Source organism: Kitasatospora sp. NPDC032121 (assembly GCF_055580145.1).
Window position 1 is genome coordinate 177202 of the sequence record NZ_JBVILX010000005.1, and the last position, 22655, is coordinate 199856.

21 protein-coding genes are annotated in these 22655 nt (G+C 72.1%); 14 read left to right on the forward strand and 7 right to left on the reverse strand.

The features are described from left to right. Positions 1–201: 201 nt before the first annotated feature. Together ACZ5OX_RS16895 and tdh are read right to left on the reverse strand one after the other, a co-directional pair. Positions 202–1395 carry a glycine C-acetyltransferase gene (locus ACZ5OX_RS16895; protein ID WP_380704996.1) on the reverse strand — a complete coding sequence of 398 codons (1194 nt, stop codon included), beginning with the start codon at positions 1393–1395 and terminating at the stop codon, positions 202–204. 30 nt (positions 1396–1425) lie between these two features. Further along, on the reverse strand, positions 1426–2454 hold the full coding sequence (gene tdh / locus ACZ5OX_RS16900; protein WP_465630545.1) for an L-threonine 3-dehydrogenase: 1029 nt from the start codon (positions 2452–2454) through the stop codon (positions 1426–1428). Between the two features lie 572 nt (positions 2455–3026). On the opposite strand from tdh, the gene ACZ5OX_RS16905 reads away from it, so the two are divergent. Continuing rightward, complete coding sequence (locus tag ACZ5OX_RS16905) at positions 3027–4457, forward strand: serine hydrolase domain-containing protein (RefSeq protein ID WP_465630547.1); 1431 nt, start codon at positions 3027–3029, stop codon at positions 4455–4457. 91 nt (positions 4458–4548) lie between these two features. On the opposite strand, the gene ACZ5OX_RS16910 is transcribed toward ACZ5OX_RS16905, so the two are convergent. Continuing rightward, on the reverse strand, positions 4549–5610 hold the full coding sequence (locus ACZ5OX_RS16910; RefSeq protein WP_465630548.1) for an ATP-dependent DNA ligase: 1062 nt from the start codon (positions 5608–5610) through the stop codon (positions 4549–4551). Between the two features lie 66 nt (positions 5611–5676). Here ACZ5OX_RS16910 and ligD point away from each other — a divergent pair, with 66 nt between their 5' ends. Beyond that, positions 5677–6684 carry a non-homologous end-joining DNA ligase gene (gene ligD, locus ACZ5OX_RS16915; RefSeq protein ID WP_465630549.1) on the forward strand — a complete coding sequence of 336 codons (1008 nt, stop codon included), beginning with the start codon at positions 5677–5679 and terminating at the stop codon, positions 6682–6684. 25 nt (positions 6685–6709) lie between these two features. Here the strand turns inward: ligD and ACZ5OX_RS16920 are convergent, their stop codons facing one another. Beyond that, on the reverse strand, positions 6710–7918 hold the full coding sequence (locus tag ACZ5OX_RS16920) for an 8-amino-7-oxononanoate synthase (protein WP_465630551.1): 1209 nt from the start codon (positions 7916–7918) through the stop codon (positions 6710–6712). A 176-nt stretch (positions 7919–8094) separates the two neighbouring features. Between ACZ5OX_RS16920 and ACZ5OX_RS16925 the strand changes: the two genes are divergently transcribed. The 5 genes from ACZ5OX_RS16925 (at position 8095) to ACZ5OX_RS16945 (ending at position 14922) form a co-directional block, all read left to right on the forward strand. Further along, positions 8095–8547: a WXG100 family type VII secretion target gene (locus tag ACZ5OX_RS16925; RefSeq protein ID WP_465630553.1), complete on the forward strand. Its 453-nt coding sequence runs from the start codon at positions 8095–8097 to the stop codon at positions 8545–8547. 32 nt (positions 8548–8579) lie between these two features. Further along, positions 8580–10871, forward strand: a complete 2292-nt coding sequence (locus ACZ5OX_RS16930) for a hypothetical protein (RefSeq protein ID WP_465630555.1) — start codon at positions 8580–8582, stop codon at positions 10869–10871. 6 nt (positions 10872–10877) lie between these two features. Continuing rightward, positions 10878–11633, forward strand: coding sequence for a hypothetical protein (locus ACZ5OX_RS16935; RefSeq protein WP_465630557.1), 756 nt, complete (start codon positions 10878–10880; stop codon positions 11631–11633). Then, entirely contained in the window at positions 11626–12276 is a 651-nt protein-coding gene (locus ACZ5OX_RS16940; protein WP_465630558.1) for a hypothetical protein, read from the forward strand. Before ACZ5OX_RS16935 ends, ACZ5OX_RS16940 begins: the two co-directional genes overlap by 8 nt. Before the next feature lie 153 nt (positions 12277–12429). Beyond that, positions 12430–14922 (forward strand): DEAD/DEAH box helicase, encoded by a 2493-nt coding sequence (locus tag ACZ5OX_RS16945; RefSeq protein ID WP_465630884.1) that lies wholly within the window; start codon positions 12430–12432, stop codon positions 14920–14922. Positions 14923–15065: 143 nt separating this feature from the next. Here ACZ5OX_RS16945 and ACZ5OX_RS16950 read toward each other — a convergent pair whose 3' ends face one another. Continuing rightward, on the reverse strand, positions 15066–15926 hold the full coding sequence (locus ACZ5OX_RS16950) for a hypothetical protein (RefSeq protein ID WP_465630560.1): 861 nt from the start codon (positions 15924–15926) through the stop codon (positions 15066–15068). Positions 15927–16299: 373 nt separating this feature from the next. On the opposite strand from ACZ5OX_RS16950, the gene bioB reads away from it, so the two are divergent. From bioB to ACZ5OX_RS16970, 4 genes are read left to right on the forward strand one after another with little or no spacing between them, the layout of a single operon-like run. Then, positions 16300–17562, forward strand: a complete 1263-nt coding sequence (gene bioB / locus ACZ5OX_RS16955) for a biotin synthase BioB (protein ID WP_465630561.1) — start codon at positions 16300–16302, stop codon at positions 17560–17562. 27 nt (positions 17563–17589) lie between these two features. Next, positions 17590–18906 carry an adenosylmethionine--8-amino-7-oxononanoate transaminase gene (locus ACZ5OX_RS16960; RefSeq protein ID WP_465630563.1) on the forward strand — a complete coding sequence of 439 codons (1317 nt, stop codon included), beginning with the start codon at positions 17590–17592 and terminating at the stop codon, positions 18904–18906. After that, the gene (gene bioD / locus ACZ5OX_RS16965; RefSeq protein ID WP_465630565.1) at positions 18903–19661 is read left to right on the forward strand and encodes a dethiobiotin synthase; all 759 of its coding nucleotides are present in this window, start codon (positions 18903–18905) and stop codon (positions 19659–19661) included. The genes ACZ5OX_RS16960 and bioD overlap by 4 nt, the downstream gene beginning before the upstream one ends. Positions 19662–19713: 52 nt before the next feature. Beyond that, the gene (locus tag ACZ5OX_RS16970) at positions 19714–20160 is read left to right on the forward strand and encodes a hypothetical protein (protein WP_392871154.1); all 447 of its coding nucleotides are present in this window, start codon (positions 19714–19716) and stop codon (positions 20158–20160) included. A gap of 224 nt (positions 20161–20384) precedes the next feature. On the opposite strand, the gene ACZ5OX_RS16975 is transcribed toward ACZ5OX_RS16970, so the two are convergent. Both ACZ5OX_RS16975 and ACZ5OX_RS16980 read right to left on the reverse strand, forming a co-directional pair. Next, positions 20385–20612 carry a hypothetical protein gene (locus ACZ5OX_RS16975; RefSeq protein ID WP_465630568.1) on the reverse strand — a complete coding sequence of 76 codons (228 nt, stop codon included), beginning with the start codon at positions 20610–20612 and terminating at the stop codon, positions 20385–20387. Positions 20613–20620: 8 nt separating this feature from the next. Continuing rightward, on the reverse strand, positions 20621–20944 hold the full coding sequence (locus tag ACZ5OX_RS16980; protein WP_465630570.1) for a hypothetical protein: 324 nt from the start codon (positions 20942–20944) through the stop codon (positions 20621–20623). A 107-nt stretch (positions 20945–21051) separates the two neighbouring features. On the opposite strand from ACZ5OX_RS16980, the gene ACZ5OX_RS16985 reads away from it, so the two are divergent. From ACZ5OX_RS16985 to ACZ5OX_RS16995, 3 genes are read left to right on the forward strand one after another with little or no spacing between them, the layout of a single operon-like run. Then, complete coding sequence (locus ACZ5OX_RS16985) at positions 21052–22092, forward strand: helix-turn-helix domain-containing protein (protein WP_465630572.1); 1041 nt, start codon at positions 21052–21054, stop codon at positions 22090–22092. A gap of 35 nt (positions 22093–22127) precedes the next feature. Next, positions 22128–22340 carry a DUF397 domain-containing protein gene (locus tag ACZ5OX_RS16990; protein ID WP_465630574.1) on the forward strand — a complete coding sequence of 71 codons (213 nt, stop codon included), beginning with the start codon at positions 22128–22130 and terminating at the stop codon, positions 22338–22340. 35 nt (positions 22341–22375) lie between these two features. Further along, positions 22376–22588 carry a DUF397 domain-containing protein gene (locus tag ACZ5OX_RS16995; RefSeq protein WP_465630576.1) on the forward strand — a complete coding sequence of 71 codons (213 nt, stop codon included), beginning with the start codon at positions 22376–22378 and terminating at the stop codon, positions 22586–22588. Positions 22589–22655 lie beyond the last annotated feature (67 nt).

The window sequence follows — 22655 nt, forward strand, 5'->3', positions numbered from 1 at the left end:
CCTCCCCATCCAGACACAAACACCGGCGGATTCCAGGCTTCCGCCCACCCTGCACCCCCACCCCACAAGGGTGGGGGGGGGTGGGTGGGTGGGGGGGGGGGGGGGGAAGCCCCCCCCCCCCCCCCCCCCCCCACGGCAGTTGTGAGCCCGCGGGCCGGTCCGGTTCCGAGCGGTCCGGCCCGCGGGCAGCCTGGGGCGGGGCTACTCCCCCAGCGCGGCGCGCGCGTCCACGAAGGCCGCGACGGCGCGCTCGACGTCCTCGGTGGAGTGCGCCGCGGACAGCTGCACCCGGATCCGCGCCTGGCCGTGCGGCACCACCGGGTAGGAGAAGCCGATCACGTACACGCCGCGCTCCAGCAGCAGTTCGGCGAGCCGGCCGGCCTTGGCCGCGTCGCCGATCATCACCGGGGCGATCGGGTGGTCGCCGGGCAGGATCTCGAACCCGGCCTCGGTCATCTTCGTCCGGAACAGCGCGGTGTTGGCCGCCAGCCGCTCGCGCAGCTCGTTGGACTTCTCGACCAGGTCGAGCACCTTGAGCGAGGCGGCCGCGATCACCGGGGCCAGCGAGTTGGAGAACAGGTACGGGCGGGAGCGCTGGCGCAGCAGGGCGACGATCTCCCGCCGGGCGGCGACGTAGCCGCCGGAGGCGCCGCCGAGCGCCTTGCCGAGGGTGCCGGTGATGATGTCCACGCGGTCCATCACGCCGTGCAGTTCGGGGGTGCCGCGGCCGCCCGCGCCGACGAAGCCGACGGCGTGCGAGTCGTCCACCATGACCATGGCGTCGTAGCGGTCGGCCAGGTCGCAGATCTCGCGCAGCGGGGCGACGTAGCCGTCCATGGAGAACACGCCGTCGGTGACGATCAGGCGGCGGCGGGCGTCCTGGGTGTCCTGGAGCTGCTTCTCCAGGTCGGCGAGGTCACGGTTGGCGTAGCGGTGGCGGCGGGCCTTGCTGAGCCGGATGCCGTCGATGATGCTGGCGTGGTTCAGCGCGTCGGAGATGACGGCGTCGCGGTCGTCCAGCAGGGTCTCGAAGACACCGCCGTTGGCGTCGAAGCAGGAGGAGTAGAGGATCGTGTCCTCCTGGCCGAGGAAGGCCGAGAGGCGGTCCTCCAGCTCCTTGTGGACGTCCTGGGTGCCGCAGATGAAGCGGACCGAGGCCATCCCGTAGCCCCAGCGGTCCAGGGCGTCCTTGGCGGCGGCGAGCACCTCGGGGTGGTCGGCGAGGCCCAGGTAGTTGTTGGCGCAGAAGTTCAGCACCTCGCCCGGGCGGCCGCCGGCGGTCACGGTGACCGCGGCGCTCTGCGGGGAGCCGATCACCCGCTCGGGCTTGAACAGGCCGGCCTCGCGGATCTCGTCGAGGGTCGTGGCGATGTCGGCGCGCACGTTGTCGAACACAGCAGGCTCCTTTTGCGTCGGCGGGGTGGCTCAGGCGGTCCAGTCGAGGATGATCTTGCCGCAGTTGCCGCCAGCGGCGTCGTCGAAGGCGGCCTCGAAGTCGGTGGCGGCGTAGCGGCCGGTGATCACCGGGCTGAGGTCCAGACCACCCTCCAGCAGCACGGACATCGCGTACCAGGTCTCGAACATCTCGCGGCCGTAGATGCCCTTGATGGTGATCATCGAGGTGACGATCGAGGCCCAGTCCACCGGGAACTGCTCGGCGGGCAGGCCGAGCATGGCGATCTTCCCGCCGTGGGTCATGTTGGCGATCATCGACTGCATCGCCTCGGGGCGGCCGGACATCTCCAGGCCGACGTCGAAGCCCTCGCGCAGGCCGAGCTTCTGCTGGCCCTCCTCGATGGTGTGCTGGGAGACGTCCAGCGCCAGCGTCACGCCGACCTCGCGGGCGAGGTCGAGGCGGTACGAGGAGACGTCGGTGATCATCACATTGCGGGCACCGGCGTGCTTGGCGACGGCGGCGGCCATGATGCCGATCGGGCCGGCGCCCGTGACCAGCACGTCCTCGCCGACCAGCGGGAAGGACAGCGCGGTGTGCACGGCGTTGCCGAACGGGTCGAAGATCGCGGCCACGTCCAGGTCGACCGGCACCCGGTGCACCCAGACGTTGGAGGCGGGCAGGGCCACGTACTCGGCGAAGGCGCCGTCGCGGTTGACGCCCAGGCCGACGGTGTTGCGGCACAGGTGGCGGCGGCCGGCCAGGCAGTTGCGGCACTTGCCGCAGACCAGGTGGCCCTCGCCGCTGACCAGGTCGCCGACCGCGATGTCCGCGACGCCGGCGCCGATCTCGGCGACCTCGCCGACGAACTCGTGGCCCAGCACCAGCGGGGTCCTGATGGTCTGCTGGGCCCAGCCGTCCCACTTGCGGATGTGCAGGTCGGTGCCGCAGATACCGGTCCGCAGCACCTTGATCAGCACCTCGCCGGGGCCGATCTCGGGCATGGGGACGTCCATCAGCCAGAGCCCGGGCTCGGCCTGCTGCTTGACGAGTGCCTTCACGGCGGCTCCTGACGTGCGGGTGGAACGGCCTGCGGGTGCGGGGGCAGGCCGAGGGGGCCCGGTTCGGCCGCTCCTGACGGGGCGCGCTCCGGGCAGGCAGCAATCTGCCTGGTCGGAGGGGGCGCGGTCCATCGAGGAATTCTTAAGGGCGGCCACAGCTGGGCTGAACGATCGTGCCCGAGCCGCGCTCGCAGGCCGGTGCGGCGTGCCGGTGCTCACCCGTCCGGCCGAACTCGGAGGCGGCGGGCGTTGCTCCGGCGGGGGCCGACCACGGCCCCGGGGTGGGTGACGGCGGACCGCCAGCCGGGCGGCGCACTCGGCTGACGCTGCTCCCGTTCGGTCCAGCCGGGCACGGACCCGCGCGCGGCCGGACGGCGGCGGGGCTTACGGTGGCGACGCTCCCCCGCGGCCCCGTGGAGCAGTGCTCCGGCCCGGCCGAGCCGCGCTCCGGGGCCCTTCGTCGCCAAGGGGCCGCCCGCCCCAGAGAGGCGCCTGCGCCGATGACCGACACCCGACGGCCCCGACCGGCCGTTCCCCGCTCCGTACGGGTACCCCGCTCTCCGCGTCCGGCCGTGCCCAGGTCCGTACGGGCGGCCTCCGCCGCCCTCGCGCTGAGCGGCCTGCTCGCCGTCTCCGCCTGCTCCGGGGACTCGTCGCCCGCGCAGTCCGGTCCGGCGGTCACCGCCGAGCCGGCCGCGCTCAGCCCGGCCGCCACGCCGACCGACAGCCCCACCGGCGGAGTGGTGGCGCTCACCCCGGACGTCATGAGCCGACTGGACACCGCGATCAAGCAGGCGATGAGCGAGGCCGCCATCCCCGGGGTGATCGTCGGCTACACCACCCCCGACGGCAGCTACCAGCGCACCTTCGGCGTCGCCGACAAGGACGCCGGGACCCCGATGTCGCCCGACCTGTACATGCGGATCGGCAGTGTGACCAAGACCTTCACGACCACCGGCATCCTGCGGCTCGTCGACCAGGGCAAGCTCGGCCTGGACGACTCGATCTCCAAGTACGTCCCGAACGTGCCCGGCGGCGACGGCATCACCCTGCGTCAGCTCGGCGAGATGCGCAGCGGCCTGTTCAACTACACCCTGGACTCCGACTTCCAGAATGCGGTCTTCAACGACCCGAACCGGCCCTTCAGCCCGGACCAGTTGCTCGGGTTCGCGTTCAAGCACCCGGCGAACTTCGCGCCGGACGCCAAGTTCGAGTACTCCAACACCAACCTGATCCTGCTCGGCCTGGTGGTCGAGAAGGTCGGCGGGCAGCCGCTCCAGGACTTCCTGGACCAGCAGGTGTTCGCCCCGGCCGGGCTCACCAAGACCAGCCTGCCGACTGACGCGGCCTTCCCCGCCCCGCACGCCCACGGCTACACCAACCAGACGGCCAGCGGCACCGTCGAGGACTCCACCACCTGGAACCCGTCCTGGGGTTGGGCGGCCGGCGCCGCCATCTCCGACCTCGGGGACCTGCAGACCTGGTCGAAGGTGCTGGCCACCGGCGAGCCGCTGCTCAAACCCGCCACCCAGGCGGAGCGGCTGAAGTTCAAGTCCGCCGGAGACACCCCCGACCTGGGCTACGGCTTCGGGGTGTTCACCACCCACGGCTGGATCGGCCACAACGGCTCGCTGCCCGGGTACGAGGCCGTGGTGCTCCACCTGCCGGAGGCGAAGGCCGGCCTGGTCGTCCTGCTCAACACCGACATCGCCCACGACGGTTCGGAACCCTCGACGCTCGTGGCCCGGGCGATCACCCAGATCGTCTCGCCGAACAACGTCTACACGCTGCCCACCGCGCCCGGCACGGGCTCGCCGACGGGCTCCCCCTCACCGACGGGCTCACCGACGGCCTCCCCCTCGCCGACGACCTCGCCGACCACGTCGCCGACGGCCTCGCCGACGGAATCGCCCACCGCCTCGCCGTCGCCGAGTCCGATGGCCACGCCGACCCCGTCCCCCACGGCCTCACCCACCGGCACCGCCACGCTGCACCTCTCCTGAAGCACGTTCCAAGCGTTTCGCCGACGTTCCGCCGACAGTGCGTCGGCGGAACGTCGGCGAAACGTCGGCATCGCGGCGGATCCCCAGCGCGTCAGATCCCCAGCAGCCTGCCGAGGTCGTACGAGACCGGCTCCTCCAACTGCGCGTAGGTGCAGCTCTCCGGCGTGCGGTCCGGCCGCCAGCGGCGGAACTGCGCGGTGTGCCGGAACCGGGTGCCCTCCATGTGGTCGTACGCGACCTCGACCACCCGCTCGGGGCGCAGCGCGATCCAGGAGAGGTCCTTGCCGCCGGTCCAGCGGCTGACGGCGCCCGGCAGCCGGCCCCCGGCGTGCGCGGCCTCGTCCGCCCAGGCGCCCCAGGGGTGCCCGGAGACGTCCGCCATCCGCAACGGGGCCAGCTCCTCAGCGAGTTCGCGGCGGCGGGCCATCGAGAAGGCGGCGCAGACGCCGACGTGCTGGAGCCTGCCGTCGTCGTCGAAGATGCCGAGCAGCAGCGAGCCGACCACCGGGCCGCTCTTGTGCTCGCGGTAGCCGGCCACCACGCAGTCGGCGGTGCGCTCGTGCTTGATCTTGTACATGGTCCGCTCCCCCGGCCGGTACGGCTGGTCCAGCGGCTTGGCGACCACCCCGTCCAGCCCGGCGCCCTCGAACTCGGCGAACCAGGTCCGGGCGAGGTCGAGGTCGGTGGCGGCGGGGGCGGTGAACACCGGGTCGGCGGCGCCGGCGAGCGCGGCCTCCAGGGCCGGGCGGCGTACCGACAGCGGCTCGTCCAGCAGGCTCTCGTCGCCGAGGGCGAGCAGGTCGAAGGCGACGAAGGAGGCCGGGGTCCGCTCGGCGAGCAGCTTCACCCGGCTCGCGGCGGGGTGGATGCGCTCCAGCAGTTCCTCGAAGCGCAGCCGCCCCTCCCGGGCGATCACCACCTCGCCGTCCAGCACGCAGCGCGGCGGCAGCTCCCGCCCGAACGCCTCGACCAGCTCGGGGAAGTACCTGGTCAGCGGCTTGCCGGTGCGGCTGCCGAGCTCCACCTCGTCGCCGTCGCGGAACACGATCGAACGGAAGCCGTCCCACTTGGCCTCGTACTGCATCCCGGGCGGGATCTCGGCCACCGACTTGGCGAGCATCGGCGCCACCGGTGGCATCACGGGCAGGTCCATGCGACCGATCCTCGCCCGGTTCGCCTCGGGGCGCGCGCCGGGCGTACCGCGCATAGCGTGAGGGGCATGGGCTCAGCCGTGGAACTGGAAGTCGCCGGGCGCACCGTCCGGCTGTCGAACCCGGACAAGGTGTACTACCCCGAGCGCGGCTTCACCAAGCTGGACGTCGCGCAGTACTACCTGGCCGTCGCCGACGGAGTGCTGCGCGGGCTGCGCGACCGGCCGACCACCCTGCAGCGCTTCCCGGACGGGGTGGACGGCGAGTTCTTCTACCAGAAGCGAGCACCCAAGGGCCTGCCGGAGTGGCTGCCCACCGCCCGGATCGAGTTCCCCAGCGGCCGCTCCGCCGACGAGATCTGCCCCACCGAGCCGGCCGCCGTGCTGTGGGCGGCCAACCTGGGCTGCCTCACCTTCCACCCCTGGCCGGTCCGCCGCTCCGACACCGGCCACGTGGACGAGCTGCGGATCGACCTCGACCCGCAGCCCGGCACCGACTTCCACGACGCCGTCCGCGCCGCCCACGAACTGCGCGCCCTGCTGGAGGAGTACGGGCTGCGCGGCTGGCCCAAGTCCTCCGGCGGGCGCGGACTGCACGTCTACGTGCCGCTCGCGCCCGAGTGGACCTTCACCGACGGACGGCACGCCGTGATCGCGCTCGGCCGGGTGCTGGAGCAGCGGATGCCCGGGAAGGTCACCACCTCCTGGTGGAAGGAGGAACGCGGCGAGCGGATCTTCGTCGACTACAACCAGATGGCCCGCGACCGCACCATCGCCTCCGCCTACTCGCTGCGCGCCCGCCCCCGCGCCACCGCCTCCGCCCCGCTGCGCTGGGAGGAGCTCGACGACGCCGCCCCCGAGGACTTCGACCTGCGCACCGTCCCGGCCCGCTTCGCCGAACTCGGCGATCCGAACGCCGAGATGGAGCAGCACGCGTTCCGCCTGGAGCCCCTGCTGGAGCTCTACGAGAAGCAGCTCCACGACGAGGGCCTCGGCGAACTCCCCTACCCGCCCGACCACCCCAAGGCGAAGGGCGAGCCGCCCCGGGTCCAGCCGAGCCGGGCGAAGAAGACGTAGCAGCCGTCCCCTTCGCTGCGGAGCCTCAGGCCCGCGCGCCGGGCGGGGCCAGCTCGGCGACGACGCGGACGGCCTCCGCGATCTGGCCGTCCGTCAGGTCTCCCCGGGCGGTGAGCCGCAGCCGGGAGATGCCGTCCGGGACGGACGGCGGGCGGAAGCAGCCGACGGCGAGGCCCGCGCGCAGACAGTCGGCGGCCCAGGCGACGGCGGCCTCCGGGCCCGGGGCGCGCACGGAGACGACCGCGGCCTCGGGCTCGCAGCTGTGCAGGCCGGCGGCGGTGAGCTGCCGGGCCAGGGTGCGGGCGACCTCGCGGGCGCGCTCGGCGCGGGCCGGCTCGGCGCGCAGCAGCCGCAGGGCGGCGAGGGCGGCGCCGGCGGCGGCCGGGGCGAGACCGGTGTCGAAGATGAAGGTGCGGGCGGTCTCGGTGAGGTGCCGGATCACCCGGCGCGGGCCGAGGACGACGCCGCCCTGCGAGCCGAGCGACTTGGAGAGGGTGGCGGTGGCCACGACGTCCGGCTGCCCGGCGAGGCCGGCCGCCGCGAGCGCCCCGGTGCCCCCGGGGCCGAGCACGCCCAGCCCGTGCGCGTCGTCCACCAGCAGCGCGGCGCCGTGCGCGCGGACGGCTTCCGACAGCCCGGGCAGCGGGGCTGCGTCGCCGTCCACCGAGAACACCGAGTCGGTGACCACCAGCGCCCGCGGCTGCGTCCGCCCGGCGAGCGCCTCGGCGACGGCCTCCGGGGCGCTGTGCGGGGCCCGGTGGACGTCGGCGCGGGAGAGCCGGCAGCCGTCGATCAGCGAGGCGTGGTTGTAGGCGTCGGAGACGATCAGGGTGTCCGGGTCGGTGAGCGCCGTCAGCGCCGCGAGGTTGGCCGTGTAGCCGGAGGAGAACACCAGCGCGGCCTCCGCCCCGCAGAACTCGGCCAGCTCCTCCTCGAGTTCGGTGTGCAGGGCCGTCGTCCCCGTCACCAGCCGCGAGCCCGTCGAACCTCCGCCCCAGCGCAGCGCGGCGTCCGCGGCGGCCCGGGTGACCACCGGGTGCCTGGTCAGCCCCAGGTAGTCGTTGCCGGCGAGGTCCAGCACCGCGTCGTCCGCCGCCCGGCTGCGCAGCGTCCGCCTCAGCCCTGCCTCCGCGCGCATCACGGCGGTCTCGTCGAGCCAGTCGAAGACGCGCGCGGGAGCGGGGGCGAGGCCGGTGGCGGCGGGGCGCGGCTCGGCCGCGAGCGGATGGTTCATGCCCGGCACTCTGGCATGCCGCCGCGTACGGGGCAATGTGCGGATCGGCACAGTGCGGGCGGGTTGCCCTTGTGGTGATTCACCAGGTGTTAACGGGATGTCAATATTCAATTCACCGAAATTCTCGCCGCAAAAATAGTACGATCCATGCCGATCTTTATCCGGGGGGCAGAACAATGACCGACCTCGAATTCGAGCGTCGCATGAATCCGTGGCTCTTTGACGACAAGGGCAATCTGACCGAAGAGGCGAAGAAGCAGTTCCCGGACCTCGCCGGGGCCAACTCCGCACCGGTCTCGTTGAACCCGGCGGGCGGCGGCAAGACCATCGCCGTGAACGCCGGCGTGCTCCAGCAGGCCGCGCAGAACGCCCTCGCCCTGCGGGACGCCGTCAAGACCGAGTGCGACCAGCCCGGCGAGCACGTCAACGCGGCGGCCGGCTCCCTCAAGGGCTGGAACCTCGGCGGCGCGCTCACCGCCGCCTGGGGCACCTGGACCAGCCAGTCCGGCGGACTGCAGACCACCGTCGGCGACATCGGCACCAACCTGCAGACCACCGCCCAGAGTTACAGCAAGACCGACTCGGACATCCAGGCCGACTTCAACAAGCCGCAGGGCACCGGCAGCTAGCGCCGGCGCAAACGGGGGGATACCGCACCACCATGGTGACATTCAGTCAGCTCCAGCAGGTCGACCTCGGCGGCCTCGCCTCCGCGGCGGGCGACTTCGAGAACCTCGTCCGCAAGTGGGACCTCACCCAGCGGATGCAGAACGAGGTCATCGGCACCATCCAGCAGTCCGGCTGGCACGGCGACGCCGCCGGCCTCGCCGACGCCAAGCTCACCTGGGCCCGCGACCAGATCCACGCGGCCTTCGAGGAGGCCTCGGCCCTGGCCAAGACGCTCCGCGACGCCCACACCGAGATCACGGCGGCGAAGAAGGACCTCACCACCGCCGTCCAGAACGCCACCCACGAGGGCCTCACCGTCGACGACCAGGGCGCCGTGCACTGGCCGCCGGCCACCAACCCGGCGGACAAGAAGGACCCCGAGTACGCCAACAGCTGGAAGGCCAAGGCCGAGACCGCCGCCAAGGCGATAGGCGACGCGATCGACCGCGCCACCGAGGCCGACCAGGACGCCTCCAGGGCCCTTGGCGACGACACCGGCAGCGACGGCACGGCGTTCAACGCCAACCCCGTCGGCGGCATCGCGGAGGAGGAGGCCAAGGCCGCCACCTACATCCTGGGCCTCGGCGCCCAGGCCTCCGACGCCCAGCTCAAGCACCTCCAGGACATCCTGGACCACCACAAGAACGACCCGCGGTTCGCCACCTCCTTCTACGGCAACCAGGACCCGGCGACGTTCATGGCCAAGTACGGCGCGATGGCGCAGAGCGGCGACTTCGCCAACAGCCCGGCCCGCAGCGCGGCCATCAAGGGCATCCAGCAGGGCCTGGGCCTGACCCTGGCCACCGCGACCGACACCAAGCAGTCGGTGCACGTCTCGGACGAGTGGGAGAAGCGGTTCCGCGCGGCCGGCGCCACGCAGATCCCGCTCCGGCCCGATGCCGATCCCGCGAAGAGCCCGTACGGCTACCAGATCATGTCCAACCTGCTGCGGAACGGGAAGTACGACGACCACTTCCTGAACCCGATCGCCCAGCACGTCACCCAGCTCACCCAGGAGAACCCGACCCGCTGGGAGGTGCCCGCCTACCGCAGCGGCGGCTACCCGTTCGACGAGTTCAAGTTCATCGGCCAGCCGGACAAGGACGGCAACCTCAAGGGCTTCAACCCGCTGTCCGGCATCCTGGACGCCTTCGGCCACAGCCCCGAAGCCGCCACCAAGTTCTTCAACGACCCGGTCACCACCTACAACCCGGACGGCACCGTCAAGAGCACCGGCGGCCAGAACAACTACTTCAAGCTGTTCACCGACTCCGGGAACAACTCCGTCCTCGTCGACATGAACTACCCGCTGCGCCCGCTCGAGGGCGGCCCGGCCGACCCGGCCAACGTCGGGCCGCTCGGGCACGCCCTGGAGGCCGCCGCCACCGGCCGCGCCTGGGACGACACCGAGGGCAAGTACCCGCCCCACACGCCGCAGATGAGCTCGGTGATGCAGCAGGTCGTCAGCCGCTTCGGCAACGGCGACGGGCCGAGCCTGCTGCACGGCGGGGTCTTCTCCGACCTCAACGGCAGCGTCGGCAACATGACCGCCAACTACATCGCGGACATCGAGAACTCCCTGGAGGGACCAGGCGCGAAGGAGCCGACTCCGGGCGTGGCTCCCGTCCCCGGTGTCGCCACCGAGTTCGCGCAGAAGGACGTCCAGCGGCTCCTGCTGGCCGTCGGCCGGGACACCGACGCGTACGCCTCCATCGCCACCGCGCAGCAGGCCTACCAGACCGCCCAGATCCAGCAGGTCCTGGCTCACCCGGAGCTCCACAAGGACCTGGGCATGTCGATCGAGAACGTGACGAAGCCGGGCGGGATCGTCACCGGCCTGATCACCAGTGCCATGTCGGACGAGATCTTCCACAACCACGCGATCTCCGACCAGGAGGTCAACGACGCGATCGACGCGAAGAAGGACATCGCCAAGACCATCTGGGACTACACCGGCGGCGTCGCGGCCGAGAAGATTCCCAAGGTCGGCGGACTCATCAACGACCAGGTCGACGAGATCATGACCAACGTGGCGAACAGCTACCACGTCGACACGACCAACCAGGCGGCGGACGACGCCGGAACCAAGGTGGCCACCTCGGTCACCGGCTCCCAGCAGGCGGTCGTCGATGCCATCAAGAGCGCCGGCCAGGACGCCGGACTCGACCCGAACTACCTGAGCGAGCTGGCCCGCCAGGGCTCGGCCAGCCTCGACGCCGGCTGCAACACCGGCCATCGCCTCTTCCAACAGCAACAGGCGGCAGCGGCCGCCGCCAAGGAGTGACGACCCATGGTCGACGTCGCACACATCATCCCCCGTTCGCCCGACGACCCTCCGGCTCCGCCGCCGTGGTGGCGACGGCCCCGGGTGCTGCCGTGGCTGGCGGGCGGGCTCGCCGTTGCCGCCGGTGTGGGGGGCGGGCTGTGGGCCTGGCAGCCGTGGCGGTCCCTGGAGATCGCGCAGAGCGCCTGCTGGTCGGCGCTGTCGAAGGACGACCTGAAGCCGCTGGCCGGGAAGTACGGGAAGGTCTACGAGGCCGTGCCGCGGGCCCGGATCCAGACGCCGACCGCGCCGGACGAGCCGGGGATCCGCAGTAACGACTGCCGTGTCGTCTGGAACGGGGACGACGGCTCCGGCGGCTTCCTCCTCGACGTCCAGGTCTACCCTGCCTGGGACGGGGTCGACGCCGACCGTGCCCGGGACGTCGAGAAGCACCGCCCCGTCGCCGACCTGGACTTCGGCCCCGGTGCGGTGGGGCTGGCCAGCGGCGACGAGAGTCACCGCGTCCGGCTCTACGTACGCTGCGACTTCCAGGTCCCGACGTCGGACAAGCCCGACACCAAGGCCCCGCCGTACGTCCGCGTCGACGTCGGTGGCGACCCGATCGAGGGCGCCTCGCCGGCCGGGGCCCGTCAGGCGTACGCCGGGGCCGCGTTGAAGATCGCCCGGGTCGCGGCCGCCGAGTACCGGTGCACCAACCAGGTGCAGCTGCCCGCCGCGGCCCCCGCCGTCCCCGAGCTGCCGAAGGAGAAGGCCGATGGCTGAACGCCCGCGCCGTCGCCCTGTCCTGCCGATCGCCGTCGGCGCCGCGGTGCTCGTGGCCGGGGTCGGTGGCGGGCTGTGGTACGTCAAGCCGTGGCAGGGGGTGGACGTTCCGCAGAGCGCCTGCTGGAACGCGTTCACCCACGAGGATCTGGCCGCCCTGGCGGGCAAGGGTCACAAGGTCGGTGCCTGGCAGGGCAAGACGCCGCTCGCGGAGCAGGACGCCCTGGCCGTCAACCCCTCCTGCGAGGCCGGCTGGCACGGGACGACGATCGCCGCCGTCCGCATCGACGCCCGCGACGAGGAGTTCCGGCGGGTGAAGACCGAGGCGGAGTCGACGGGCTGGGAGCCGATCCGGCCCGCGCCGCTGGACTTCGGCCCCGGCGCCCAGGGGTGGCTGTTCCACAACGGCACGGTGCAGCTGCTGCTCCGCTGCGACCACCCGGAGAAGGACGGACGCCCGGCCGTGTTCCCGTTCCGCATGATCGGCGTCAGCGGGGACTGGGCGTCCTCGGACACCCCCGCCGTCAGGGTCCACCAGATCCGGGTCGACGCCGCCCTGCGCACCGCGAGGGAGTTCGTCCGCGCCCAGGGCTGTACGAACGCCCCGCCGCTGGCCGCGCAGGCGCCCGCCGCGCCCTGGTGACCGCCCCCCGCATCGGTTCCCGGGCCGCCCGAACGCCCCGCGGCCGGGCGGACGGGTGCCCGTCACACTCCGGCGGCCCGCTCCCCTCGGCTCCGGGCTTTGCCCGGGGTGGCGGCGAGCAGGCAAGATAGCCGGGTGACCCTCCTTGATCTGATGCCGAAGCCCGCCACCCCCGACGCGCTGTACGAGACGTTCGCAGCCTGGGCGGAGGAGCGGGGGATCACGCTGTACCCGGCGCAGGAGGAGGCGCTGATCGAGCTGGTGTCGGGGAACAACGTGATCCTCGCGACGCCGACCGGGTCGGGCAAGAGCCTGGTGGCGGCGGGGGCGCACTTCGCCGCGCTGGCGGAGGGGCAGCGGACCTTCTACACCGCCCCGATCAAGGCGCTGGTCTCGGAGAAGTTCTTCGACCTGGTGAAGATGTTCGGCACCGAGCAGGTCGGCATGATGACCGGCGACGCGAGCGTGAACCCGACCGCACCGATCATCTGCTGCACCGCCGAGGTGCTCGCCCAGATCGCGCTGCGCGACGGCACCCGGGCCGACATCGGCCAGGTGGTCATGGACGAGTTCCACTTCTACGCCGAGCCGGACCGCGGCTGGGCCTGGCAGATCCCGCTGCTGGAGCTCCCGCAGGCGCAGTTCCTGCTGATGTCCGCGACGCTCGGCGACGTCCGCCGCTTCGAGGAGGACCTGACCCGCCGCACCGGCCGGCCGACCACGGTGGTGCGCAACGCGACCCGCCCGGTGCCGCTGTTCTACGAGTACCGCCGCACCTCGATGCACGACACCCTGGAGGAGCTGCTGCAGACCGGCCAGGCTCCGGTCTACGTCGTGCACTTCACGCAGAAGGAGGCGGTGGAGCGGGCCCAGTCGCTGATGAGCATCAACATGTGCTCGAAGGCGGAGAAGGAGGCCATCGCCGAGCTGATCGGCAACTTCCGCTTCACCACCAAGTTCGGCCGCAACCTGTCCCGTTTCGTGCGCCACGGCATCGGCGTGCACCACGCGGGCATGCTGCCGAAGTACCGCCGGCTGGTCGAACGCCTCGCCCAGGCGGGCCTGTTGAAGGTCATCTGCGGCACCGACACCCTCGGCGTCGGCGTCAATGTGCCGATCCGCACGGTGCTGTTCACGGCGCTGTCGAAGTACGACGGGCAGCGGGTGCGCATCCTGCGCGCCCGTGAGTTCCACCAGATCGCCGGCCGGGCCGGCCGGGCCGGCTTCGACACCGTCGGCCAGGTCGTCGCCCAGGCGCCGGAGCACGTGATCGAGAATGACAAGGCGATCGCCAAGGCCGGGGACGACCCGAAGAAGAAGCGCAAGGTGGTGCGGAAGAAGGCGCCGGAGGGCTTCGTCGGCTGGACCGAGGAGACCTTCGACAAGCTGATCGCCGCCGACCCGGAGCCGCTGGTCTCCCGGTTCAAGGTGAGCCACGCGATGCTGCTGTCGGTGATCGGCCGCCCGGGCAACGCCTTCGAGGCGATGCGCAAGCTGCTGACCGACAACCACGAGGACAAGGCCGCGCAGCGCCGGCACATCCGCACCGCGATCGCCATCTACCGCTCGCTGCTGGAGGGCGGCGTGGTGGAGCGGCTGCCGGAGCCGGACGCCGAGGGCCGGATCGTCCGGCTCACCCTGGACCTCCAGGAGAACTTCGCGCTCAACCAGCCGCTGTCCACCTTCGCGCTGGCGGCCTTCGAGCTGCTCGACCCGACCTCCCCCTCGTACGCGATGGACGTCGTCTCGGTCGTCGAGGCGACCCTCGACGACCCGCGCCAGATCCTCGCCTCGCAGCAGAACAAGGCGCGCGGCGAGGCCGTCGGCGAGATGAAGCGGGACGGCATCGAGTACGAGGAGCGGATGGAGCGGCTCCAGGAGATCACCTACCCGAAGCCGCTGGAGGAGCTGCTCACCCACGCCTACGAGGTGTACCGCCGGGCGCACCCGTGGATCGGCGACCACCAGCTGCAGCCGAAGTCGGTGGTCCGCGACCTGTTCGAGCGGGCGATGACCTTCTCGGACTACGTCGGCTTCTACGAGCTGGCCCGCACCGAGGGCATCGTGCTGCGCTACCTGGCCGGCGCGTTCAAGGCGCTGGAGCAGACCGTCCCCGAGGACGTGAAGACCGACGACCTCAAGGACGTCATCGCCTGGCTCGGCGAGCTGGTCCGCCAGGTCGACTCCAGCCTGCTGGACGAGTGGGAGCAGCTGGCCAACCCGACCGAGCCGCAGGCCGCCGAGGTGCGGCTGGACGACAAGCCGGCGCCGGTCACCGCCAACGCCCGCGCCTTCCGCGTCCTGGTGCGCAACGAGATGTTCCGCCGGGTCGAGCTGTGCGCGCTGGAGCACTACGAGGAGCTCGCCGAGCTGGACGGCGAGTACGGCTGGGACGCGGACCGCTGGGCGGACGCCATGGACGGGTACTGGGAGGAGTACGACGACCTGGGCACCGGCCCGAACGCGCGCGGCCCGAAGATGCTGATCATCGAGGAGGAGGACTCCGCCTGGCGGGTCCGGCAGATCTTCGACGACCCGGAGGGCGACCACGACTGGGGCATCAGCGCCGAGGTCGACCTGTACGGCTCGGACGAGGAGGGCCGGGCGGTGGTCCGGGTGACCTCGGTGGACCGGCTCGGCGGCTGAGCACCGGCCGACGGACCGTCGGAGCCCCCCGGAGTCCTCTCGGCTCCGGGGGGCTCCGTCATGGTCGGCCGGGCGTCACCTCGGTCGGCCATTTCCTCGGCCGGGCGTCACACCGGTCGGCCACTTCGTCGGCCGGCCGGCCGTCACATCCAGGCGAACGGCGAGCCCGCCGCGTAGGAGAGCGCGCGGGTGGCCTCGTCCAGGTTCTGTTCGGTGCTCGGCGCCGTGCCGGTGGTCGTCGGGAGCGGCGCGGCCGGCGCCCCGGTGCCGCTCGGGGCGGCGCTCGCCGGGCGGCCGTCGCCGGACCGCGAGCTGGTGACCGTCACGTAGTGCCCGACCGCCTCGATCCGCGGCTCGCCGCCCGGCTTGGCGCCGGGGGGCGGGGTGGGGGCGGTGGAGGCGTCGGCGAGGATGAACGCGACCGCGCCGGGCTTGGCCCGCAGGGCTTCGGCGGCCCGGGCGGCGGAGGGCTGGTCGGGGAAGCGCAGCAGGGTGACGCTGCTGAGCACGGGGTGGTCCTGGCCGGTGAAGCTGACGGCCAGGTAGCCCTGGCAGCCGGTGTCCTTCAGCGGGTCCTGGGTGCGGTCCTGGAGCGCCTCGCCGCAGTTCTCGCCCTGCCGGACGCCGTTGCGCCGCGCCTTGAAGGCGCCGACCTCGACGGGCCGCTGGGCGGGGAAGAGGGTGTCGACGTTGAGGGCCTCGGAGTCGGTGCGCGGCGGCGGGGCGCCCACCACCCGCGGTGTCGCGGCCGCGTCCTTGGTGGACGGGCCGAGCCCGGGTATGTAGTCGCCGGGCATCGGGCGGGTGATGATCCATCCCCCGGCCGCGACCACCCCGACCACGACGATCCAGCCGGCCGCCCGACGGGCCGTCATCCGACGGCCCCGCCCGCGGTCCGTTCCCCCCTCGGCGTCGGCGGCCCCGGCGGCCCCGCCGACCCGCTGCTCTGCCCGGCCGTCCCGGCCCTCTCCCGGAGTCGGGGTGCGCTCCCCCTGCGTGGTCATGGCGCAGATTCTAAGCATCCCCGGGGTGGCGTGGATCACGGGGGCGGGGGTTGTGGATCATCGTCCACCGGAGCCGTCCACGGCCCGGCCGCCGGCGGTCACCACCCGTCGCCACCCCCGGTCACCGTCCGTCCGCGACCCCGGCCGCGGCACGGCCGCCACCCCGGCCGAGGCCTGGCCGCCACCCCGGTCACCGCCCGTCCGCCACCCGCTGACTACTCGCCGGTAACCGCTGGCCCGGCACCTCGTCAAGCCCACGACCAGCAACGGAGCCCGTGACCTTCGACACTGTGGCAATCGGCACATCCTCACACCGATCTTCTGGCAGGTTTGCTCTGGCGCCGCTCGATCGCCACCAGGCAGGATCGGCCCCATGGATCTTCTCGATAGCCTCACCGCCAAGGGCCTGCGCGGCGAAGTCCCGACCCGCGAGGAGGCCCTGGCCGTCCTCGCCACCACCGACGACGAGCTGCTCGACGTCGTCGCCGCGGCCGGCAAGGTGCGCCGCCGCTGGTTCGGCCGCCGGGTCAAGCTCAACTACCTGGTGAACCTGAAGAGCGGGCTCTGCCCCGAGGACTGCTCGTACTGCTCGCAGCGGCTCGGGTCCAAGGCCGAGATCCTCAAGTACACCTGGCTCAAGCCGGACCAGGCCGCCGAGGCCGCCCGCGCCGGGGTGGCCGGCGGCGCCAAGCGGGTCTGCCTGGTCGCCAGCGGCCGCGGCCCGACGGACCGCGACATCGACCGGGTCACCGACACCATGGCCGCCATCAAGGACGCCGACCCCGCGGTCGAGATCTGCGTCTGCCTCGGCCTGCTCTCCGACAACCAGGCGGAGCGGCTCAAGGCGGCCGGCGCCGACGCCTACAACCACAACCTCAACACCTCCGAGGGCACCTACGGCGACATCGCCACCACCCACACCTACGCGGACCGGGTGGACACCGTGCAGAAGGCGCACGGCGCGGGCCTGTCCGCCTGCTCCGGCCTGATCGCCGGCATGGGCGAGAGCGACGAGGACCTGGTCGACGTGGTGTTCGCACTGCGCGAGCTCGGCTCGGACTCCGTCCCGGTCAACTTCCTGATCCCCTTCGAGGGCACCCCGCTGGCCAAGGAGTGGAACCTCACCCCGCAGCGCTGCCTGCGCATCCTGGCGATGGTCCGCTTCGTCAACCCGGACACCGAGGTGCGGATCGCGGGCGGGCGCGAGGTGCACCTGCGCTCGATGCAGCCGCTCGGCCTGCACATCGCCAACTCCATCTTCCTCGGCGACTACCTGACCAGCGAGGGCCAGGCCGGGCAGGCCGACCTCGACATGATCAGGGACGCCGGCTTCGAGGTCGAGGGCGCCGGCGAGGCCACCCTGCCGCGCCACCGCGCGGACGTCGCCGAGGCCGCCCAGGCCGCCGGCGGCTGCGGCACCGCAGCCTCGGCCTGCGGCAGCGGCGGTGGCGGCTGCGGGCCGTGCGGCGGGCACGCCCACGGCGCGGACGCCCCCGCCCCGGAGGCCGTCACCGTACCCGACAGCGGGAACGGCACCGAGAACGGCACCGGGAACGGCACCGAGGACGGGCTCCGCAGCGACCTCGTGAAGGTCCGCCGCCGCGGCGCCGGCACCGAACTCGCGCCCAACGCCTGACAGTTCCGACCCTCCGGAGAACGCACCATGCTCCAGCCGTCCACGGCCGCGTCCGCGTCCGACCTGCTCGCCCTCGACCGCGCCCACGTGTGGCACCCGTACGGGCCGATGCCCGGCACCGTCACCCCGTACGTGGTCGAGTCCGCCTCCGGGGTGCGGCTGCGCATGGCCGAACCGGTCGCGGGCGGGCGGCGCGAGCTGGTCGACGGGATGTCGTCCTGGTGGGCGGCGATCCACGGCTACCGGCACCCGGTGCTGGACGAGGCGGTGCGCGAACAGCTGGGGCGGATGAGCCATGTGATGTTCGGCGGGCTCACCCACGAGCCCGCCGTCCGGCTGGCCGCCCGGCTGGTGGAGATCACCCCGGAGCCGCTGCGGCACGTCTTCCTCGCCGACTCGGGCTCGGTCGCCGTCGAGGTCGCGATGAAGATGTGCCTCCAGTACTGGCAGTCCACCGGGCGGCCGGCCAAGCGCCGGCTGCTCACCTGGCGCGGTGGCTACCACGGGGACACCTTCCACCCGATGTCGGTGTGCGACCCGGACGGCGGGATGCACCACCTGTGGGGCGGGGTGCTGCCCGGCCAGCTGTTCGCCCCGGAGCCTCCGGCCGGGTTCGACGCCCCGCTCGACCCGGAGTACGCGCAGCACTTCGAGGAGTTGATGGCCCGGCACGCCGACGAGCTGGCCGCCGTCATCGTCGAGCCGGTGGTCCAGGGCGCGGGCGGGATGCGCTTCCACTCGCCGGCCTACCTGCGGATGCTGCGCGAACTGTGCGACCGCTACGGGGTGCTGCTGGTCTTCGACGAGATCGCCACCGGCTTCGGGCGCAGCGGCGCGCTGTTCGCGGCCGACCACGCGGGCGTCTCGCCGGACGTGATGTGCCTGGGCAAGGCGCTGACCGGCGGCTACCTGACGCTGGCCGCGGCGCTGTGCACCGCCGAGGTCGCGGACGGGATCAGCCGCGGCGAGGTGCCGGTGCTCGCGCACGGGCCGACGTTCATGGGCAACCCGCTGGCCTGCGCGGTCGCCAACGCCTCGCTGGACCTGCTGCTCGGGCAGGACTGGTCGGTCGAGGTGAAGCGGATCGGCACGGGGCTGGCCGAGGGCCTCGCGGCGGCCGCGGACGTCCCCGGCGTGCGTGACGTACGGGTCCAGGGGGCCATCGGCGTCGTGCAGTTGGACCACCCGGTGGACGTTCCGGCGGCGACCGAGGCGGCGGCGCGGGAGGGCGTGTGGCTGCGGCCGTTCCGGGACCTGATCTACACCATGCCCCCCTATGTGACGCAGGACGAGGACGTGGCGCGGATCGCCGCCGCCGTGACCGCCGCGGCGGTGGCCGGATGAGCGCGCGCATCCTGTTCGTGACGGGGACGAACACCGACGTCGGCAAGACCGTCGCGACCGCGGCCGTCGCCTCGGCGGCGCTGCGGGCGGGCCTGAGGGTCGCGGTGCTGAAGCCCGGGCAGACCGGCGTCTCACCGGACGAACCGGGCGACGCCGCCGAAGTGCGGCGCATGGCGGGAGATCTGACGATCCGTGAGCTCGTCCGCTACCCCGAGCCGCTGGCGCCCGACACCGCCGCCCGGCGGGCCGGGATGGCGTACCTCTCCCCCGCCGAGGTGGTGTCCGAGGTCGCCGAACTGGCCCGCGCGCACGACCTGGTCCTGGTGGAGGGCGCGGGCGGCCTGCTGGTCCGCTACGACGACGAAGGCCGCACGCTCGCCGACCAGGCCAGGGCCGTGCTCGACGCCGGGCTTCCGGCCGAGATCCTGCTGATCGCCTCGGCCGGGCTCGGCACGCTCAACATCGTCTCCCTCACCGCGGAGGCGCTGGCGGCCCGCCGCCTGCCGCTCGCGGGTGTGCTCGTCGGCTCCTGGCCGGCCGAGCCGGGCCTCGCCGAGCGCTGCAACCTGGCCGACCTGCCCCGCTGCGCCGGCGCCCCGCTGCTCGGCGCACTGCCGGAACGGGCGGGCGGCTCGGCGGACTTCGCCGCCCTCGCCCACGCCTCGCTGGCCCCTGAGCTGGGCGGCGTCTGGGACGCGGAGCACTTCGCCCACGTCCACCGGCCCGAACAGGCCCCGCTTCGCTCGAAGGGGTGATCCCGGCTTCCGCACCTGTCGGAAGCCGGGACGGCTCAATACCGTTCGTTCCATGACAGACGGGCTCACCGCAGACGAGGCCCTGCGGGCCTTGGCCGCCCTCGAGGCGGCGTGGAAGGACGACGACGAGGCGCTGTTCGCCCTGGCGGCGGGCGGCACCGGTGAACGGCCGCTGCCGGCGCTGGTCGCCGCGTACGGCGAGCATGCGATGGACACCCTGATGGCGCTCGCCTTCGGGTTGCGCGCCACCATGAGCGACGAGGAGATCGCCGAGATCTCCGATGCCGTCAGCTCCAACATCGGCGCCAGGATGAGCGCCCTGCTGACCCAGACGCTGAAGGCCTGGGGAACCCTGGCACCCGCGGACGACCTCTCGGTGACGAAGATCATCGCCCACACGGTGATCGACGCGATGCGGGCTGTCACCGAGGACCCCAGCAAGACCGAGGTGCTGCCGCTGCTGGCCACCTTCCGCAGCTACGCCCTCAACGGCACCTGAGGAACGGGGAAATGACGCGGGGCTTCGAGTCCGACTCGAAGCCCCGCGCTGCTACGTGTGCGCCCTCATCCATCCGGCGGCGAAGGCGAACCCGCCGGTCGAGGATGCGAGGAAGACGAGGGCGTACGCCATGACACTCGCCGACGCGGAAACGCCCTCGGGGATGAGGAGGGTGGCGAAACTCGCGATCACGAGACTTCCCACGGTGATGACACCCGCGGCGATTACGGCCGCATACCTCTGCGGAGGACGACGACCAGTCGCTCGATGACGTCCGGCCGGGCGGCCCCGAGGTCGATCAGGACGACGCCGGTGGCCTTGGCCGAACGCCAGTCGATCCCGAGGGACGGGAGTTTCACGGAGGCGGCGTTCAGGACGGCCCGGAGGTCGTCGAGGATGTCGGCCGCGCTGCGACGGTCCTCCTCCGTGATCTTGTCGATCATGCTGCTCATCGGCCATCTCACTGTTCGGTGTCGGCGAGCCAACGGGCTTCGGTGTCCCACTCCACGCCACCGCCGAGGGGCCGGAGGAAGGCACGACCGTGCTGCCACCCCATGAAGGCGGCCCAGCGGCCCGAGCGGACGTCGAAGACCCGCTCGCCCACGGTCGACGGCCGGTAGGGAGTGGGAGGCGGCGCCACCCGTCGTGCGGGCGGCGCCGCCGGGGTCAGGGCGGAGGGGTTCATCCGCGCCTCGGGGATGGCGTCGCCGCACTGCGGGCAGCGGCAGGCCGGAAAGTTCCGCCGCAGAATCAGGCTTTCGGATTGATTGTTCGTCATATCCACCGACTAGTCTCTCTCTGTTGTTACCCCCTCACCAAGAGTGTCCAATCGGGGTTAGCATGGGAAGAGCTTCACTTTGACACCGGGCACTGTGGAAATGGGTGATCTCCATGTCTCAGCGAGAAGTTGACCCGACCTCATCCGCGCACGCGGCCATCGGCGTCCAGCTCCGGCGGTTCCGCAGGGCGAGGGGGCTGACGCAGGTCGAACTCGGACGGCGGACCAACTACAGCGACTCGCTCATCTCCATGATCGAGAATGGCGACCGCCCCGCGCCGCTGAACCTCGTCCGGCGGTGCGACAAGGAGCTCGACACCTGCGAGGCGCTTGAACTCCTGTACTGGACCGCCAAGAGCAGCACCTTGATCGGCGGATTCGTCGCCTACATCGAGCACGAGCGCAAGGCCACCGCCTTCAAGATCTACGAGATGAACGTCATCCCCGGACTGCTTCAGACGCGGGCCTACGCCTCCGCGCTCATCAATGCCGCAGCCCAACGAGATGAGATCCCCCAGGACAAGGTCAGCGAACGCCTGAATGTCCGCATGGCCCGGCAAGCCCTGCTCTACCGGGAACCGGCCCCCTCGGTCCGCATCGTCATGGAGGAAAGCTGCCTCCGGCCCATCGGCGGTCCCGCCGTCATGGCCGAACAGCTTCGCCGACTGGAGAGCGTGGCCGGCCTTCCCCACGTCATGCTGCAGATCGCGCCGTCCAGCCTCGGCGAAAACCTTCCGACGACCTGGCCGTTCATGCTCCTGGCCTCCCCGACCGGCACATGGATGGCCTACCTCGAAACCATCCAACGGGGCTACGTGGAGCGCGAAGACCAGGAAAACATCCGCTCCCTCGCGAGGACTTACGATTGGCTCCAGGCCCAAGCCCTCTCATGTGCGGATTCGCTGGCTCTCATCCGCACGCGTCTCAAGGAGCTCCACACCATGTTCCCCATCGCGGCCGCCAAGCCCAACTCCTGGCTGAAGTCCTCCTACAGCAACGGCGGTGGCAATTGCATCGAGGTCGCCCCGGGCACTCCTGGGATCCTTCCGGTCCGCGACAGCAAGGACCCCGACGGCCCGCAGCTCGCCTTCGGCCTCGACGCCTGGCAGTCCTTCATCACCGGCGTCAAGTCCGGCGAGTTCGGCCCCGCCTGAGCTCGATGCGCTCAACTCCCAAGGAGTTCAACGCCATGATCCCCATCGCGACGGTCAAGCCCAACTCCTGGCTGAAGTCCTCGTACAGCACCGGCGGCGGCCAGTGCATCGAGGTCGCCCCCGGCCACCCCGGCATCCTCCCCGTCCGCGACAGCAAGGACCCCGACGGCCCGCAGCTCGCCTTCGGCCACGACGCCTGGCAGTCCTTCATCACCGGCGTCAAGTCCGGCGAGTTCGGCCCCGCCTGAGCTCAATGCGCTCAACTCCCAAGGAGTTCCACGCCATGTCCCCCATCGCGGCTGCCAAGCCCGGATCCTGGCTGAAGTCCTCATACAGCAGCGGCGGTGGCAACTGCATCGAGGTCGCCCCGGGCACTCCTGGGATCCTTCCGGTCCGCGACAGCAAGGACCCCGACGGCCCCCAGCTCGCCTTCAGCCCGGACGCCTGGCAGTCCTTCATCACCGGCGTCAAGTCCGGCGAGTTCGGCGCTGATTGACCCCCTCGCCCCGGGTCCGGACACACGGGTGCGCGGGAAGTCGGGCCGGCCGACTTCCCGCGCGCTT

Excerpts from the sequence above, each read along its gene's own strand:
- ACZ5OX_RS16990 (WP_465630574.1), top strand. The coding sequence starts at position 22,128 with ATGATCCCCATCGCGACGGTCAAGCCCAACTCCTGGCTGAAGTCCTCG.
- ligD (WP_465630549.1), top strand. The coding sequence starts at position 5,677 with ATGGGCTCAGCCGTGGAACTGGAAGTCGCCGGGCGCACCGTCCGGCTG.
- ACZ5OX_RS16930 (WP_465630555.1), top strand. The coding sequence starts at position 8,580 with ATGGTGACATTCAGTCAGCTCCAGCAGGTCGACCTCGGCGGCCTCGCC.
- ACZ5OX_RS16945 (WP_465630884.1), top strand. The coding sequence starts at position 12,430 with ATGCCGAAGCCCGCCACCCCCGACGCGCTGTACGAGACGTTCGCAGCC.
- ACZ5OX_RS16920 (WP_465630551.1), bottom strand. The coding sequence starts at position 7,918 with ATGAACCATCCGCTCGCGGCCGAGCCGCGCCCCGCCGCCACCGGCCTC.
- bioB (WP_465630561.1), top strand. The coding sequence starts at position 16,300 with ATGGATCTTCTCGATAGCCTCACCGCCAAGGGCCTGCGCGGCGAAGTC.
- ACZ5OX_RS16985 (WP_465630572.1), top strand. The coding sequence starts at position 21,052 with ATGTCTCAGCGAGAAGTTGACCCGACCTCATCCGCGCACGCGGCCATC.
- ACZ5OX_RS16970 (WP_392871154.1), top strand. The coding sequence starts at position 19,714 with ATGACAGACGGGCTCACCGCAGACGAGGCCCTGCGGGCCTTGGCCGCC.
- ACZ5OX_RS16935 (WP_465630557.1), top strand. The coding sequence starts at position 10,878 with ATGGTCGACGTCGCACACATCATCCCCCGTTCGCCCGACGACCCTCCG.
- ACZ5OX_RS16975 (WP_465630568.1), bottom strand. The coding sequence starts at position 20,612 with ATGAGCAGCATGATCGACAAGATCACGGAGGAGGACCGTCGCAGCGCG.
- ACZ5OX_RS16960 (WP_465630563.1), top strand. The coding sequence starts at position 17,590 with ATGCTCCAGCCGTCCACGGCCGCGTCCGCGTCCGACCTGCTCGCCCTC.
- ACZ5OX_RS16940 (WP_465630558.1), top strand. The coding sequence starts at position 11,626 with ATGGCTGAACGCCCGCGCCGTCGCCCTGTCCTGCCGATCGCCGTCGGC.
- ACZ5OX_RS16925 (WP_465630553.1), top strand. The coding sequence starts at position 8,095 with ATGACCGACCTCGAATTCGAGCGTCGCATGAATCCGTGGCTCTTTGAC.
- ACZ5OX_RS16950 (WP_465630560.1), bottom strand. The coding sequence starts at position 15,926 with ATGACCACGCAGGGGGAGCGCACCCCGACTCCGGGAGAGGGCCGGGAC.
- bioD (WP_465630565.1), top strand. The coding sequence starts at position 18,903 with ATGAGCGCGCGCATCCTGTTCGTGACGGGGACGAACACCGACGTCGGC.
- ACZ5OX_RS16995 (WP_465630576.1), top strand. The coding sequence starts at position 22,376 with ATGTCCCCCATCGCGGCTGCCAAGCCCGGATCCTGGCTGAAGTCCTCA.
- ACZ5OX_RS16910 (WP_465630548.1), bottom strand. The coding sequence starts at position 5,610 with ATGGACCTGCCCGTGATGCCACCGGTGGCGCCGATGCTCGCCAAGTCG.